The sequence below is a fragment of the Streptomyces sp. NPDC057939 genome, from assembly GCF_042887545.1.
Classification (GTDB): Bacteria; Actinomycetota; Actinomycetes; order Streptomycetales; family Streptomycetaceae; genus Streptomyces.
The window spans coordinates 49,088-63,325 of the sequence record NZ_JBHVPG010000019.1; the positions used below are offsets into that span (position 1 = coordinate 49,088).

The following is a 14,238-nucleotide window of genomic DNA, read 5'->3' on the forward strand; positions in this document are numbered from 1 at the left end:
TGACCCGTTGAGCCACTAGAGTGATCAACCGTGGCAGCGAGACCTTTGAACGAGATCGTCGAGCCGGGCTGGGCCCGGGCTCTGGAGCCGGTGGCGGCGCAGATCGCCGCGATGGGCGACTTCCTGCGCGCCGAGATCGCGGCGGGCAGAACCTACCTCCCGTCCGGGGCGAACGTGCTGCGCGCGTTCCAGCAGCCCTTCGACGAGGTCAGGGTGCTCATCGTCGGACAGGACCCGTACCCCACCCCGGGGCACGCGATGGGCCTGTCCTTCTCGGTGGCGCCCGACGTCCAGCCGGTGCCGCCCAGCCTGGACAACATCTTCCGGGAGCTGCACACGGACCTCGGCATGCCCCGCCCGGTCAACGGCGACCTGACGCCGTGGACCCGGCAGGGCGTGCTCCTGCTGAACCGCGCCCTCACCACGGCCCCGCGCAAGACCGGCGGGCACCGCGGGAAGGGCTGGGAGGCGGTCACGGAGCAGGCGATCCGGGCCCTCGCGGCCCGCGGCAAGCCCCTGGTGTCGGTGCTGTGGGGGCGCGACGCCCGCAACCTGCGGCCGCTGCTGGGCGAGCTGCCGGCGGTGGAGTCCGTCCACCCCTCCCCCATGTCCGCGACCAACGGGTTCTTCGGCTCGCGGCCCTTCAGCAGGACCAACGACCTGCTGGTCCGTCAGGGAGCACAGCCCGTCGACTGGCGCTTGCCCTCAGTCAGTTGAACCTTATATGACATTCAACGGATAAATACGGACAGATGCCGCCCGCCCGGGCCCTGCCCGAACACCCCGTTCCGATAAACCAGTAGCATGCGGCGCCATGAGCTCCCCCACTGGGCCCGCAAATGGCCTGCCCGTACGAATGCCGCGACCCCGCCAGACCGGACGGCACCGCCGGCCCGAGCCCGCGGTGGCGCCCGAGGGCGCACCCGCGCTGGTGCTCGCCGTGCCCGGTGCCCCCTCGGCCGCCTCGCGGGGCCTCGCGGAAGAGATCATCAGCATCGGCCGCTCCGAGCTGCCCGGCCTGGACGCCCGGATCGGTTACCTGGAGGGCACCGACGGCGAGGACGCCGCGGGCGCCGAGTTCCCCTCGCTGTCCGGCGTACTGACCGCCGTCGCGCACGAGCGCGCCGCGCGCGCCGAGTTCGCCCGCGCGGCCGGGCACGAGGTGCCCGCGCCGACCGGCCCGGACGCCGTGGTCGTGCCCCTGCTGGCCGGCCCCGACGGCGGTCTGCTGCGCCGGGTGCGCCAGGCGCTGATGGACTCGGCCGCCGCCGCCGAGCTGGCCGACGTGCTCGGTCCGCACCCGCTGCTCGCCGAGGGCCTGCACGTGCGCCTCTCCGAGGCCGGACTCGCCCGCGCCGACCGGGCGCGCCTGTTCACCGTGGCCACCGCCGCCGACGGCATCATCCTGGCGACCACCGGCGGCGAGGAGGCCGTCCAGGCCGCCGGGATCACCGGGATGCTGCTGGCCGCCCGACTCGCGGTGCCCGTCATGGCCGCGGCCCTGGACCAGGAGGGTTCGGTGGCGTCCGTGGCCGCCGAGCTGCGCGGTTCCGGTTCGGCGCAGCTCGCGCTGGCCCCCTACCTGATCGGCCCCGAGGCGGCCGAGGGCCTGCTCGACTCGGCCTGCAAGGAGGCGGACTGCGCCGCCGCCGAGGTGCTCGGCGCCTACCCGGCGCTCGGCAAGCTCGCCGTCGCCCAGTACAGCGCCGCGCTCGGGATCACCCTGGGCGCCGTCTCCCAGTAGGACCCGTAACGCGCGAAGGGCCCGCACCCGGGATGCCGGGGCGGGCCCTTCGCGCGCGCCCGGGAACACCGGGCGGGGGCGTCAGCCGAAGGCCACGCAGGTGGCGGCCGGGACCGCGACCGAGCCGGCCCGGCGGGGCTGCCCGCTCAGCGGGTCGACGTCGAACCAGGTGACGTCCCCGGACCGCTCGTTGGCCGCGTACAGGCGACGCCCCGAAGGGTCGGCGGCGAGATCGCGCGGCCAGCTGCCACCGCATCCGACGGTGCCCGTGAGCTGCGGCTTCTCCGCGCCGCCGGCCAGCGAGAACGTGACGATGGCGTCCGCGCCCCGCACCGCCGCCCACAGGAAGCGTCCGTCCGGCGAGGCGACGACCGCGGACGGATGGGCCCGTGCCGCCCCTGAGGCGCTTCTGGAGGCGACCGACACCTCGGAGACCGGTTCCAGTTGCCCGGACTCCGCGTTCCAGCGGCAGACGGTCAGCTGCGGCTCCAGCTCGTGCAGGACGTGGACCACCGGTTCGGTCGGGTGGAAGACGAGGTGTCGCGGCCCGCTCCCGGCGCGCAGCCGCGTCTCGGAGTGCACGCGGAGCGCTCCGGTGGCCGCGTCGAGGGCGCAGACCCGTACCGAGTCGGTGCCGAGGTCCACGCTCAGCACCCAGCGACCGGACGGGTCGGGCAGTACCTGGTGCGCGTGCGGGGCCTCCTGCCGATCGCCGTCCGGCCCCGCACCGCGGTGCGTGAGGACCGATGCCGGTCCGGAAAGCCCGCCGTCGGCGGCCACGGGAAGGCTGCTGACGCTGCCGGAGGTGTAGTTGGCGGTGAGCAGGCGGCCTCCCGCCAGGCCGAGGTGGGTGGGACCGGAGCCGCCCACGCGGACCGCGGGCCCCGCCGGGACGAGCCCTTCGGCGGTGGGGCGGAAGGCGCCCGCCGCGCCCTGCTCGGCCTCGCTCACCGCGTACACGGTGCCGGTGGACCGGGATACCGTCAGGTACGAGGGGTCCGGGAGGGACCTGGTGACCGAGAGCGGGGTCAGCGCTCCGGTCGACGGATCCACGGCTGCGACGGTGATGCCGCGGCCGCCCCCCGAGGTGAACGAGCCGATGTAGGCCCGGTGCCCGCCGCCGTGGTCCGTACTGTCCGCGCCGTTCACCGGTGCCCCTCTCCGCCGTTCCGGATCCGTTCGGAGCCGACGGTAACAGAAGGTCTAGACCAAGTCCCGTCCTCTGGCCCGGTCGTGCGCGCCGGAGTGGTGTACGTAGGCCGTGGTGCTGGGCCGGTCCTCGAACGTGCGGTGGAACACCGGGGTGGCCGAGCCGGAGATCGGCGGAACGATCCAGGACCAGTCGGCCCCCACGTCCCGCCCCTTGCGCTCCTCGCGTTCGAGGTGGGAGAGGAACCGTCGGGACTCGGAGTGGTGGTCGGCGATGGTGACCCCGGCCCGGTCGAAGGAGTCCAGTACCGCCCGGTTGAGTTCCACCAGGGCCCGGTCCTTCCAGAGCGAGCGGTCGGTGGAGGTGTCCAGGCCGAGTCGGCGGGCGACGGCGGGCAGCAGGTTGTACCGGTCGGTGTCGGCGAGGTTGCGGGCACCGATCTCGGTGCCCATGTACCAGCCGTTGAAGGGGGCCGCCGGGTAGTGGATGCCGCCGATCTCCAGGCACATGTTGGAGATGGCCGGTACGGCGTGCCAGCGCAGTCCCCAGTCGGACCAGTCGTCGTGTTCGTCGGGGTGGCGGATCGGCACCTCCAGCACGGCGTCCGCGGGGGTGTCGAACCAGCGGGGCTTGTCGTCGACGCCCTGGACCACCAGCGGCAACAGGTCGAAGGGGGTGCCCGGGCCGCCGGCCCAGCCGAGCCCCAACAGGACTTCCGTGAGGGGGCCGTTGCGGGCGTCGCCCACGGTGACGGACGGGTGGTCGCCGTACCCGGCGTACCGCACCAGTTGCTCGCTCCAGATCAACGGGCCCGGCCGGTCGGGGGCGTCCGGGGCGAAGACCGTGATGGTGGGCCGGACCCGGCCCCGGTTGGTCGCCTCCCGGAGGTGCTCGAAGCACTCGTCGGCTATCTCCTTGGATTCGGTCAACCCCCGCCGGTCGCGCACCCGCAGCGAGTTCCAGTAGAGCCTGCCTATGCAGCGGTTGCTGTTGCGCCAGGCCACGCGGGCCCCGTGGACCAGTTCTTCCGGGGTGTGCCGGTAGGTGCCGGTCTCCGCGAGCTCGGCCCGTACCGCCGCGAGCCGCAGGCGCGGATCACCGGCCTGAGGATTCTCCCGGTGGAAGAGCCGGATGAACTCCTCCGCTTCCTCCCACACCTGGGCGGTGCTCGACCGCCGCTGCAGTATTTCCATCCGGGCGGTTACCCCCTGTGCGACCAGAGCCACTGTGTACGTGCCGGACGAACGCGCATCAACCCTCACTGTTTGTACACGCGGCAGGTCAACGAAGGGCCCCGGGAAGACCTGGAACACACCTCCGAGTGATCTTCGGGCGTGCGCCTGCGGAGGCGAACCGTACGGGCGTATCATCCGGCCGGACCCGGGAGTCGAGGTCGCCCCCGGGCCGGCTCCCGGGACAGGGAGGTCCGCCGTCGCCTCAGGCCGGAACGTCACCGGCGGGAGCGTCGGAGGCCCTCCGGTGCAGGGCCCGCGTGAGGGTGCTGCCGACGACGATCAGGGCCACGCCCAACCACCACAGGTCGCCGTCGAAGATCAGCACGGCGATGCCGGCCGGTACGAGCACCCCGGCGACCGGCACCAGCAGGGCGGCCGGGGACAGCGGGCCGCGCTCGGTTCCCCGGGCGCGGGCGCGCACCACCTTCGGGTACCAGACCGTGAAGCGGACCGCCGCGACGATGGCGGCGATCTGGATGATCCAGCCCGTCCAGAGGTTGTTCGGGTTGCGCAGCACCAGGTCGCCGTAGGCGCCGGCGAGCGCGGACACCAGGAATGCCAAACCCCACACACCGGTGATCACGTAGTTGGCGCGCAGGAACTCCGGGGAGTCCCAGTGCGCCCGGTCGACCTGTTCGCGGGCGTACTGGAGGGTGAAGGGGTTCCGCAGCGCCATCGAGCCGAAGGCGACGACAACGAGTGCGATGTTGGAGACCTCACCGGCGTAGGTCTCCAACCAGCGGCGGGTGCCGTCGTCCGCCATGAGACCGACGACCGAGAGGACCGCGAAGAAGATCACGTCGGCCAGTTCCAGGAGTTTCCAGGAGCTGCCCCGGTTGACGATCCGACCGCCGATCACCAGCACGAGGGCGACGCCGAGGGCGAGCGCCACCGCGATCTCGAAGCGGCCGGGACCCACCAGGAGCGAGAAGACGATCCAGGGGGACATCCCGACCACCGGGTTGTCCAGGAATCCACCGGCCGCCTCCCGGGCCGGTTCGCTCGCTCCCGTGTCCACCGGCCGTCCTCCGTCCGCGTCCGAGCGCCCCCTACCAGCCTGGCCCCGGCCCCGCGGGTGCGCGAGACGGCGGCGTCCCGCAGGGCGCCCGGGCGCGGCCGGTCGTGATCTTGTCGTGCGAGACTTCTGCGGTACTCGGGGAGGAAGTGGCACATGCGGGTGGGACGGACAGCGGTCGCCGTGGCCTTGGCGGTGGTGTCGATGACGACGGTGAGCGGCTGTGTGAACCCGCTCGCGGACCTCGGCCCCCTGGAGGAGAGGTACTCGGGCCCTCCGATGACCGCGGACGCGGCGGTCGCCGACCTGACGTCCGCCCTGGCCGAGGCCGGGATCCAGGTGCGGCGGATGCCCCAGGAATACATCGTGATCGAGTGCCACGAGTACCTGTCCGCCGAGCACCCGACGGACACCGCCGACGCCGGCGTGCAGGACGCGTTCGAGAAGGCGAAGGCGCGGGGGTGGCGGACCGTTCCGGCCGCACTGCCCGGGGGGCGCAGCCTCCGCAAGGCCAACTGGACCGCGCACGCCGCGTCGATCGCCCCGGTCGCCGGCGAGCCGACGACCTCGGTCTCCGTCGGTCTCCAGTGCGACGGGGGCACCTCGAAGAAGCTGCCGGGCACGGAGTCGACCGGCCCGGCGTCCCCCTCGGCCGGCCCCTGAGGGCGCCGGCGGCTACGCGGTGACCAGCGGGGCCCGCGGATCGGTGCGCAGCGGGGTGGCCAGGGCCGTCAGGGCCTGCTCCAGCCCGTGCAGGTGGGCCAGGGCGGGTTCGGCCGCGGCGGGTCGCGCCGGCTCGGCGGGGCGGGCCGGGCCCGCGGGGCCCGACGGGGCGGTGAGCGCTTCGACGGCCGCCTCGACCCGCCAGCAGGCGGTGGCCAACCGGGCGTCGTGGGAGGCCTGGGGGTCGGCGGCGACCACCACGAGGCCGCGCACCTCGCGGGCGCAGTCGTCGAGCAGGGAGAGGACCTGCCGGGCCCGGGCCTTGCGGGCGCGCAGCGGGCTCAGCGGGTGGACGAGCGGGGCGAGCGCCATCCGTACGCGGGCGAGCAGCAGCTCCAGTTCGGCGGCGTGCGGGGCGGGGTCTGCGGCCGGGTCCCCGGCGAGGCGGTCCAGGGCCGCTCCGGTGGCGGCCCGTACGCAGTGCAGGGCGCGCTGGATCCAGGCGTCGTTGGCGCCGTGGGTGGTCACCGGGAGGATGAGGACGACGGCCAGGGCCGCTCCGAGGGCTCCGACGGCGGTCTCCTCGAAGCGCAGGAGCAGCAGGCCGGGGTGCAGCACGCCGAGCAGCCCGTAGAGGAGTCCGGCCATCACGGTGACGAAGAACATCATCCAGGAGTACGAGGGCGCGGCCGTGTAGAAGATGCCGAAGACGCAGACGGCGACGAGGGCCGCGGTGGGCGCGGGCGCGCCGTGCAGGGGTACGGCGATCAGCAGTCCGGCGGCGATGCCGATCACGGTGCCGAGCACCCGCCGGAATCCGCGGACGAGGGTCTCACCGCGCGAGGCGGTGTTGACGAAGATCCACCAGGCGGTGCCGACGGCCCAGTACCAGCGGTCCTCGGACAGCACCTGGCCGATGGCGAGGGCGAAGGCACAGGCGGCGGTGGCCTGGAAGGCCTGCCGTGTGGTGGGGCGGGCCAGGCCGGTGCCGGGCAGTCCGGGCGGGGCGGCGGCGGGCGGGGTGCGGCGTTCGATGGGCCACAGCAGGAACCGCACGGCGCCCGCGGAGAGCAGCGCCAACGAGACGGCGGCGAACAGTTCGGGCAGCTGCGCGGGTACGGCGTGCAGGAACTGGGTGACGAAGAACATCATGAAGCCGAAGATGCCGAGGGCGTGACCGCGGGGCCCCCAGCGACGGGCGTACACCCCGGCGAAGACGACGGCCAGGAAGGCCGCGTCGCGGGCGGCCGGTACGCCGTGGAGGGTGGTGGCGAGCGCCAGCACCGGGAAGCCGGCCACCGGCAGCAGGGCGGTGGTCACGCGCTGGGCGCGCACGTTCGCGTCGAGGACGGTGAACAGGGCGAGCAGGGCCGCGAGCCCGCCCGTGATGGAGGCGGTCAGGGAGAGGCCGGCCAGTTCGGCCACGGTGACGGCGAGCGCCACGCCGACGACGGCGCGGGTCGAGTTCCTGAGTCTGGTACGCCCCGGATCCGGAGCCACGAACATCCTCTTCACGGCGGTGTGCCGCCCCCCTTGCGATGGAGCACGCCGGTCGCCCGCGGCCCGGGGGTGGTGGGCTGCGTGGAGGCACGGCGAAGGCGCCACGGTCCGGATCGGCCTCGTTGCCGTCCGGCGCTGCGTGGCGCCGTAAGTACATGGATACCCCACAGATAACCACCCGGAGGGGCAATGGCTCAAGTGAGGCCGTGATCTGTGGGCCATTGGCCCGGTTCGGAGCCGTGATCTTCGGCCGGGGAGGGACCATCGGACCCCCGTCGGCCCGGTCGTCGCTGCGGTGGCCGGAGCGAGCGCCTCCGCAGACCATGGAGGGATGAACCCTCACGGTACGGACGTACTGGTCGTGGGCGCGGGCCCGGTGGGACTCACCGCCGCGGCGGAACTGCGCAGACGCGGGGTGTCCTGCCGGATCGTCGACCGGCTGCCGGCGCGGCTGCCGTACGCGAAGGCCGTGGGCGTCCAGCCGCGCACCCTCGAGGTCTGGGACCGGATGGGAATGGTGCGCAACGTGCTCGACGTGGCCGTCCCGATGCGGGGTCAGCTGATCTGGGTCGACGGGGAGGAGCGGGAGCGCGTCGACCTGTTCCTGCCGCCCGAGGTGCCCTACGGCTTCGCGGCGCTCCCGCAGTACGAGACGGAGCGGATCCTGGAGGAGCACCTGGCGCGCTTCGGGACCCGGATCGAGCGGCAGACCGAGCTGGTGTCCTTCACGCAGGACGCCGAGGGGGTGACGGCCCGACTGGCCGGGCCGGACGGCGAGGAGGAACTGCGCGTCCGGTACCTGGTGGGTTGTGACGGGGCGCACAGCACGGTCCGCAAGGGGTTGGGGCTGTCCTTCGAGGGCGGCGCCTTCCCCGAGGAGTACATGCTCGCGGACGTGGAGGTCGGCTGGGACCTGCCGTACGGGTACGGGGTGCGGTCGATGCACCATGACGCGGCGGGCCGCGTCGACGACGTGCTGGTGTGCATCCCGCTGCCCGGGCCGGGCCGGTACCGCATGTCCATGGTCGTGCCGCCCGAGCTCGCCGCCGGGGCCGCGCCGCAGGGCGGGGACGGGGTGGCGCACGGGCTGGGGGGCGGTCGCGCCCCCGAGCTCCACCACATCCAGGCGGTCCTGGACCGGTTGTCACCGCGGCCGGTGACCGCCACGAACATGCGCTGGTCCTCGGTGTTCCGGATCAGCCACCGGATCGTCGACCGGTACGGCGAGGGGCGGGTGTTCGTCGCCGGGGACGCCGCGCACATCCATCCGCCGACCGGCGCGCAGGGCATGAACACCGGCATCCAGGACGCGTGGAACCTGGTGTGGAAGCTCGCCGCGGCCGTCGAGGGCCGCGCCCACCCCGCGCTGACGGCCAGCTACGACGGCGAGCGACGGCCGGTCGGCGAGGAGGTCGTCGGGCGTACCGTCCGGCACGCCGCCGAGGGCGTGCAGTCCGACCCGGAGGACCCCGCGACGCTGATGATGCGGGAGGCCCAGCTCCTCGTCGGCTATCGCGGCGGCCCGCTCGCCGGACCCGCCCCGGCGGACGGCGGCGGGCTGCGGGCCGGTGACCGGGCGCCCGACTGCGGCGGGCTCCTCGGGGAGGTCGCCACCCAACCCCTGCGGCTGTTCGACCTGCTGCGGGAGCGCGAGCACGTGCTCCTGCTGTACGCCGACGACGCGCAGGACCCCCGCGTCCCCGAGCTCGCCGAGCTGATCGACGGGCTGCCCCGGGGACGGCTTGCGGCGTACGCGGTCCTCACCGAGGGCGGGACCGCGCCCGCCGGGGCCGCCGCCCTTCCCGTGTACCGGGACGGGCGGGGCGAGTTCGGCCGGCTCTACGGGGTCCGCGAGCCGGCGGCGTTCGTGGTGCGCCCCGACGGTTACCTCGGGGCCCGGATCGAGCCGCCGACGGCCGAGGGAGTGGCCGCGTACCTGGCCGGGATCTTCCGGGACTGACCGGGGGCGGACCGGAAGGGCCGGAGCGGTGGCGCGACGTCCCCCGGTCGAACGGCGCCGGCGGAACGGGTACCGCCGGCGGACCGGCCGTGACCGTGCCGCACAATCGGGGATCTCACACACGATCAAGGGGGCGGCGGCAGCATGCGCGGAACGGGGAACGGTCGAAGAGGCGGCGCTCGGACCGGCCGGGGAGCACGGGCGGTGGCCGCCTGGGCGGCGGGCGCGGCGTTGCTGGCGGGCACGGCGGGCTGCGGGGGCGGACCCACGGCGCCCGCGGGCGACGGCGGGCATTCCGCGGCGGCCTCCCCCACCGGCACGCCGGCGCCCCCGAGCCCGGGCGCGAGTTCCGCCGCGGCCTCCCCGGTCGGTCCGCCGGGACCGGACGCCGCCGCGCTGAAGACCCTCATCCTGGCGGCGGGCGCGAAGGCGGGTCCGTACCAGGTCGACGAGCCGTCGCTCGACGAGCCGTTCAGCGAGATCTACGAGGCCGAACCGGCGGTGTGCCTGCCGTTGACCACGCTCGGCGCGGCGGGCCACACGGCCCAGGCGTACGCGAGCGTGGGCCTGCCCGGCAAGCCGTTGGAGGTCGACACGAAGATCCTCCTGAGGTCCTACCGGGACGCCGGCGCCGCCGGCGCGACCCTGAGGTCGCTCGCCGAGGCCGGGAAGCGGTGTGCCGGCGGCTACACGGAGGAACGCGTGGTGATCGACGCGAAGGTGCTGCGGGTGGAGCCGGTCGCGGCGCCCGCGATCGGCGACGAGGCCCTGGCGTACCGGATCGTGACGCAGGACGTGAGGGACAAGGGCATCTCCCTGTACCAGTACCTGACCGTGGTGCGGTCCGGGCCGGTGACGCTGTCGTTCTCCTCGGACATCGTCGACACGAGGGACTTCGGCGGCGTGCCGCGGGAGATCGTCACAGCACAGTGGGAGAAGTTCTCCCGGGGGTAGCCCCGTCGCGGGGGTTTCGGCGCACGACGACGGCCAGCGCGGCGGCGCCGAGCACGGCCAACAGGGCCGCCGCGCGCAGGACGGACTCGATGGCGGGTCCGTCCGAGGCGGCGCCGGCGGCGGACCCGCTGAGGGCCTCCAGCACGGTGGAGGCCACGGCGACGGCGACCGCCCCGAGCAGCACCAGCGAGGTGAGGACGAGGCCGGACGCCGCGGCGAGGCGACCGGCCTCGACGTAGGACTGGGTGGCCACGTTCGTCAGGGCCCAGCCGAGGCCCACGCCGATCCCGACGATGGCGAAGACGGCGGTGTAGGCGACGAGCGAGGTGACCTGGGTCAGGACGAACAGGCTGACCCCGCTGAGCAGCATGCCGCCGGCCATCAACGTCTCGGGGCGCACGCGCAGGGCGAGGTGTCCCGACCAGTAGCTGGCGCCGCCGGCCCCGACGGACAGGGCCAGGAAGATCAGTCCGGAGTCGAGCGGTGAGAGCCCGCGCGCCTGCTGGAGGTAGAGCGCCGAGAAGACGGCGACCAGGCAGTACACGATGTTGGACAGGGATCCTGCGAGGGTCACGGTGACGAAGGGCCCGTTGCGCAGGAGGGCCAGGTCCAGCAGGGGTTCGCGCGAGCGCCGCTCGACGACGGCGAACACCGCCAACAGGGCGGCCCCCGCGGCGAGGAAGGCCAGGGTCGGCGGGGCGGCCCAGCCCCAGTTCCCGCCCTGGTCGACCCCGATCATGACCGCGCTGAGGCCGCCCGCAAGGGTGAGCACGCCCGGGACGTCCAGCCCGTGGCCGGCGGCCTCGTCGCGGGTCTCGGGGACGTGGCGCAGCAGGAGCAGGGCGGCGGCCGCGGCGAACGGCACGTTCAGCAGGAACACGGCGCGCCAGCTGAGGTGTTCGGCGAAGACGCCGCCGACGAACGGGCCGAGGGCGGTGCCGACGGCGCTGAAGGCGAGGACGGTGCCCACGGCGCGGCCCTGTCGGTCGTCGCGGAAGTAGGAGGTGACCACGGCGACGGACACGGGCAGGACGAGCGCGGCGGTGCAGCCCTGGACCGCGCGGGCGGCGGTGAGCCAGGCGGTGTTCTGGGCGGCGGCGCACACGACGGAGACGACCGCGAAGCCGGTCAGGCCGGCGACCAGCACGCGACGGCGGCCGAGCAGGTCGGCGGCCCGACCGCCGGTGATCATCAGGGCGCCCAGGGTGAGCATGTAGCCGCTGACCAGCCATTGGAGGTTGGTGGAGGGGGTGTGGAAGTCCCTGCCGATGGCGGGGAGCATGAGGTTCAGGGCGAACCAGTCCATCTGCACCAGCAGCATGGAGATGGACGCCGCGGCGATCACGGAGCGGTCCCGGGGTGAGAACAGGCCGCGCCGCGGGTCGGCTCCCGCGCGGGTGGTCATCAGGGCAGTCCCTCCGTCGGGACGCACAGCACCGGGATCGGCGAGAGGTGCAGGAGCTTGTGCGGGGTGGAGCCCAGGAGGGCGCCCCGCATGGGGCTGTCGCCCCAGCTCCCGACGATGATGACCCGCGCCCGGTGACGTTCGGCGGCCGCGAGCAGGGCCTGCGCCGGCTTGTCGTCGACGATCTCCACGGTCGAGGGGACGCCCGCCTCGTCGGCGGCGGCGACGGCCCGGGCGAGGGCGCTGCGGCCGGCCTGGCGAACGGCTTCCCGGTGGGCGCGGTACTCCTCGCCGGTCGCGCCGGGGGCGTTCGCGCCGTGGACGAGGACCAGGGGCTCGCCGAAGGCGGTGGCGACTTCCAGGGCGACCTGGAGGGCCCGTTCCGCACCGGGCGACTCGTCGTATCCGAGGACCACGGACATCGGGGGTCCCTCCTGCCTTCCGTACGGGGGCCGCGGGGTGCGGTGCGGTGGGGCGCGTTCCGTGCGGCCGGGCGGGCCGCTTCGCGGATCGCCGCCGGGCTATTTCGGGGCGTCCTGCTTGCCCGCGTGGACGAGGGCGGGGTCGGCCACTCCGCGCCGCTCCAGCCAGAACGTGCCGTCCCGCAGCCGCCAGAAGCACATGACGAGGACGCCGACGACGGCGATGGCGATCCCGATGACCAGGGGCGGCCCGAGGCCGAACCAGGACACTCCGCCGGCGGAGTTCTCCGGGTTGGACATGTCACCGATGGATTCCACCAGCAGCCAGGCCAGCAGTCCGGCGCCGACGACCGGGCCGAGACCGATGAGCAGGAAGTTGTGCAGGTTCTCCAGCAGGTGACGGCGGTAGTAGATGGCGCAGGCCAGGCCCGTGAGGGCGTAGTAGAAGGCGATGAGCAGGGAGAGGGCGGTCAGCGAGTCCAGGAGCGCGTTCTCGCTGATCCGGTTGACGATGATGTACCAGCCGATGGCGATGCCCGCCACCCACCAGGTGCTGATGTCCGGGGTGCGGAAGCGGTGGTGGATGTGGGCGAGCCGGTGCGGCAGCGCGTGCCGGCGGGCCATGGACAGCGCGGTGCGGGAGGCGGGAATGATCGTGGTCTGGGTGGAGGCGAGCGCGGAGGTGCACACGGCGAGGAGCACCAGCCAGTCCCAGCCGCCGAGCACCTCGTGGGCGAGGACGGCGAAGACGGCCTCCTCCTCGCCGGCGTTCTCCGCGAGGAACCGCGTGCCCGCGTAGCCGACGACGGCGAAGCCGACGGACAGGTAGGTGACCAGCAGCACCACGGTCGACCAGATGCCCGCCTTGCCCGGTGCGGTCGCGGAGTCCTCCACCTCCTCCGTCAGGTTGACGGCGGATTCCCAGCCCCAGTAGATGAAGACGCCGAGCAGCAGGCCGCCGGTCAGGGCGGCGCCGCCCGCTCCGAACGGGTTGAGCCAGGCGAGGGAGGGTCTGGTGCCGTCGAGGGTGCTGGTGCCGGCGTAGACGCGGTAGAGCGCGACGACCGCGAAGACCAGGAGGAAGAAGACCTGGGCGAGGATCAGCACGTTCTGCAGCTTGGCGGACATCTCGGTGCCGATCACGCAGATCGCGGTCATCACCAGGATCACCAGGACGGCGAGGGACTGGCGGATGAACTCGTTCGCGGCCCAGCCGTCGAGTCCGGCGGCCAGCAGCCCGAAGTGCACGGCCACGTCGGCGAGCGAACCGATGACGAGGACGCCGGTCATGGCGATGGCCCAGCCGCCGAGCCAGCCCGCCCAGGGGCCCATGGCCCGGGTCACCCAGGAGAAGGTGGTCCCGCAGTCCTGGTCGACCTTGTTGAGGTAGTAGAAGGCGGCGGCGATCAGCAGCATCGGGACGAAGGACGCCAGCATGACGCCCGGCGCGTAGATTCCCGCCAGCGCCACGATCGGGCCGATGACGGCCGCGAGCGAGTAGGCGGGCGAGGTGGAGTTCAGGCCGATGACGAGCGCGTCGAGGAACCCGATCGCGTTGGCCTTCAGTCTCTCGTCGGGACCGGAGTCCCGGATCGCCCCGCCCGGTCCGGCGTCACCATCACCCATACACGCATCGTCACGCACCCGGCCCCGGCGCGCGAGGCGGGCCGGGGCCGGGTGCGGGGCGCGCGGGCCGGCGTACTACTCGGTTCCGGGGGTCTTGCGGGTGGTGACGTTCATCCGGTTCCAGACGTTCACGGTGCAGATCAGGGCGATCAGCTGGGCGAGCAGTTCCTCGTCGAAGTGCCGGGCGGCCTCCTCGTAGACGGCGTCGGAGACGCCCCCGGGAAGGAGGGTGATCTCCTCGGTCAGGGCGAGCGCGGCCCGCTCGGCGACGGTGAACAGGCTCGACTCGTGCCAGGCGCTGAGGGCGTAGATGCGCGCCTCCGACTCGCCGCCCTTGCGGGCGTCGGTGGTGTGGTAGTCGATGCAGTAGGCGCAGCGGTTGATCTGCGAGGCGCGGATCTGGACGAGCTCCAGCAGGACCGGGTCCAGCCCCCGGCGGGCGGCGGAGTCGAGTGCCAGGACGGCCTTGAAGACCTTCGGGGCGACGGCGGTGAAGTTCATGCGCTCGGGAACCTGAAAAGTTGTCATGTGATGAACCTAGAAGGGGAATCGGCCCCCGGTAGG

The 14,238-nt window shown here is 73.6% G+C and carries 13 protein-coding genes; 5 read left to right on the plus strand and 8 right to left on the minus strand.

Features of this window, described 5'->3' with window-relative positions:
* Window positions 1-30 precede the first annotated feature (30 nt).
* Both ACFVS6_RS21390 and ACFVS6_RS21395 read left to right on the plus strand, forming a co-directional pair.
* On the plus strand, window positions 31-717 hold the full coding sequence (locus ACFVS6_RS21390) for a uracil-DNA glycosylase (RefSeq protein WP_389705882.1): 687 nt from the start codon (window positions 31-33) through the stop codon (window positions 715-717).
* Between the two features lie 97 nt (window positions 718-814).
* On the plus strand, window positions 815-1,744 hold the full coding sequence (locus ACFVS6_RS21395; RefSeq protein WP_389705884.1) for a sirohydrochlorin chelatase: 930 nt from the start codon (window positions 815-817) through the stop codon (window positions 1,742-1,744).
* A gap of 81 nt (window positions 1,745-1,825) precedes the next feature.
* On the opposite strand, the gene ACFVS6_RS21400 is transcribed toward ACFVS6_RS21395, so the two are convergent.
* The 3 genes from ACFVS6_RS21400 to ACFVS6_RS21410 all read right to left on the minus strand — a co-directional run bounded on the left by ACFVS6_RS21400 (window position 1,826) and on the right by ACFVS6_RS21410 (window position 5,147).
* Entirely contained in the window at window positions 1,826-2,893 is a 1,068-nt protein-coding gene (locus ACFVS6_RS21400; RefSeq protein WP_389705886.1) for a lactonase family protein, read from the minus strand.
* A gap of 54 nt (window positions 2,894-2,947) precedes the next feature.
* Entirely contained in the window at window positions 2,948-4,087 is a 1,140-nt protein-coding gene (locus ACFVS6_RS21405; RefSeq protein ID WP_389705887.1) for a nitric oxide synthase oxygenase, read from the minus strand.
* Window positions 4,088-4,331: 244 nt separating this feature from the next.
* The gene (locus ACFVS6_RS21410; protein ID WP_389705888.1) at window positions 4,332-5,147 is read right to left on the minus strand and encodes a hypothetical protein; all 816 of its coding nucleotides are present in this window, start codon (window positions 5,145-5,147) and stop codon (window positions 4,332-4,334) included.
* Window positions 5,148-5,300: 153 nt separating this feature from the next.
* Here ACFVS6_RS21410 and ACFVS6_RS21415 point away from each other — a divergent pair, with 153 nt between their 5' ends.
* On the plus strand, window positions 5,301-5,807 hold the full coding sequence (locus tag ACFVS6_RS21415; RefSeq protein ID WP_389705890.1) for a hypothetical protein: 507 nt from the start codon (window positions 5,301-5,303) through the stop codon (window positions 5,805-5,807).
* A 12-nt stretch (window positions 5,808-5,819) separates the two neighbouring features.
* On the opposite strand, the gene ACFVS6_RS21420 is transcribed toward ACFVS6_RS21415, so the two are convergent.
* Window positions 5,820-7,313 carry an FUSC family protein gene (locus ACFVS6_RS21420; protein ID WP_389706008.1) on the minus strand — a complete coding sequence of 498 codons (1,494 nt, stop codon included), beginning with the start codon at window positions 7,311-7,313 and terminating at the stop codon, window positions 5,820-5,822.
* A 325-nt stretch (window positions 7,314-7,638) separates the two neighbouring features.
* Here ACFVS6_RS21420 and ACFVS6_RS21425 point away from each other — a divergent pair, with 325 nt between their 5' ends.
* A complete protein-coding gene (locus ACFVS6_RS21425) occupies window positions 7,639-9,267 on the plus strand; it encodes an FAD-dependent monooxygenase (protein WP_389705891.1) in 1,629 nt (542 codons plus the stop codon).
* A gap of 204 nt (window positions 9,268-9,471) precedes the next feature.
* The gene (locus ACFVS6_RS21430; protein WP_389705893.1) at window positions 9,472-10,221 is read left to right on the plus strand and encodes a hypothetical protein; all 750 of its coding nucleotides are present in this window, start codon (window positions 9,472-9,474) and stop codon (window positions 10,219-10,221) included.
* On the opposite strand, the gene ACFVS6_RS21435 is transcribed toward ACFVS6_RS21430, so the two are convergent.
* The 4 genes from ACFVS6_RS21435 to ACFVS6_RS21450 all read right to left on the minus strand — a co-directional run bounded on the left by ACFVS6_RS21435 (window position 10,187) and on the right by ACFVS6_RS21450 (window position 14,202).
* Window positions 10,187-11,626 (minus strand): MFS transporter, encoded by a 1,440-nt coding sequence (locus tag ACFVS6_RS21435; RefSeq protein WP_389705894.1) that lies wholly within the window; start codon window positions 11,624-11,626, stop codon window positions 10,187-10,189. The genes ACFVS6_RS21430 and ACFVS6_RS21435 overlap by 35 nt on opposite strands.
* The gene (locus ACFVS6_RS21440) at window positions 11,626-12,048 is read right to left on the minus strand and encodes a universal stress protein (RefSeq protein ID WP_389705896.1); all 423 of its coding nucleotides are present in this window, start codon (window positions 12,046-12,048) and stop codon (window positions 11,626-11,628) included. The genes ACFVS6_RS21435 and ACFVS6_RS21440 overlap by 1 nt, the downstream gene beginning before the upstream one ends.
* 99 nt (window positions 12,049-12,147) lie before the next feature.
* Complete coding sequence (locus tag ACFVS6_RS21445) at window positions 12,148-13,674, minus strand: APC family permease (protein WP_389705898.1); 1,527 nt, start codon at window positions 13,672-13,674, stop codon at window positions 12,148-12,150.
* A gap of 75 nt (window positions 13,675-13,749) precedes the next feature.
* The gene (locus tag ACFVS6_RS21450; protein WP_389705900.1) at window positions 13,750-14,202 is read right to left on the minus strand and encodes a carboxymuconolactone decarboxylase family protein; all 453 of its coding nucleotides are present in this window, start codon (window positions 14,200-14,202) and stop codon (window positions 13,750-13,752) included.
* Window positions 14,203-14,238 lie beyond the last annotated feature (36 nt).

Coding starts and splice junctions, on each gene's coding strand:
- ACFVS6_RS21435 (WP_389705894.1), bottom strand. CDS start 11,626: ATGACCACCCGCGCGGGAGCCGACCCGCGGCGCGGCCTGTTCTCACCC.
- ACFVS6_RS21415 (WP_389705890.1), top strand. CDS start 5,301: ATGCGGGTGGGACGGACAGCGGTCGCCGTGGCCTTGGCGGTGGTGTCG.
- ACFVS6_RS21440 (WP_389705896.1), bottom strand. CDS start 12,048: ATGTCCGTGGTCCTCGGATACGACGAGTCGCCCGGTGCGGAACGGGCC.
- ACFVS6_RS21445 (WP_389705898.1), bottom strand. CDS start 13,674: ATGGGTGATGGTGACGCCGGACCGGGCGGGGCGATCCGGGACTCCGGT.
- ACFVS6_RS21425 (WP_389705891.1), top strand. CDS start 7,639: ATGAACCCTCACGGTACGGACGTACTGGTCGTGGGCGCGGGCCCGGTG.
- ACFVS6_RS21450 (WP_389705900.1), bottom strand. CDS start 14,202: ATGACAACTTTTCAGGTTCCCGAGCGCATGAACTTCACCGCCGTCGCC.
- ACFVS6_RS21405 (WP_389705887.1), bottom strand. CDS start 4,087: ATGGAAATACTGCAGCGGCGGTCGAGCACCGCCCAGGTGTGGGAGGAA.
- ACFVS6_RS21395 (WP_389705884.1), top strand. CDS start 815: ATGAGCTCCCCCACTGGGCCCGCAAATGGCCTGCCCGTACGAATGCCG.
- ACFVS6_RS21420 (WP_389706008.1), bottom strand. CDS start 7,313: ATGTTCGTGGCTCCGGATCCGGGGCGTACCAGACTCAGGAACTCGACC.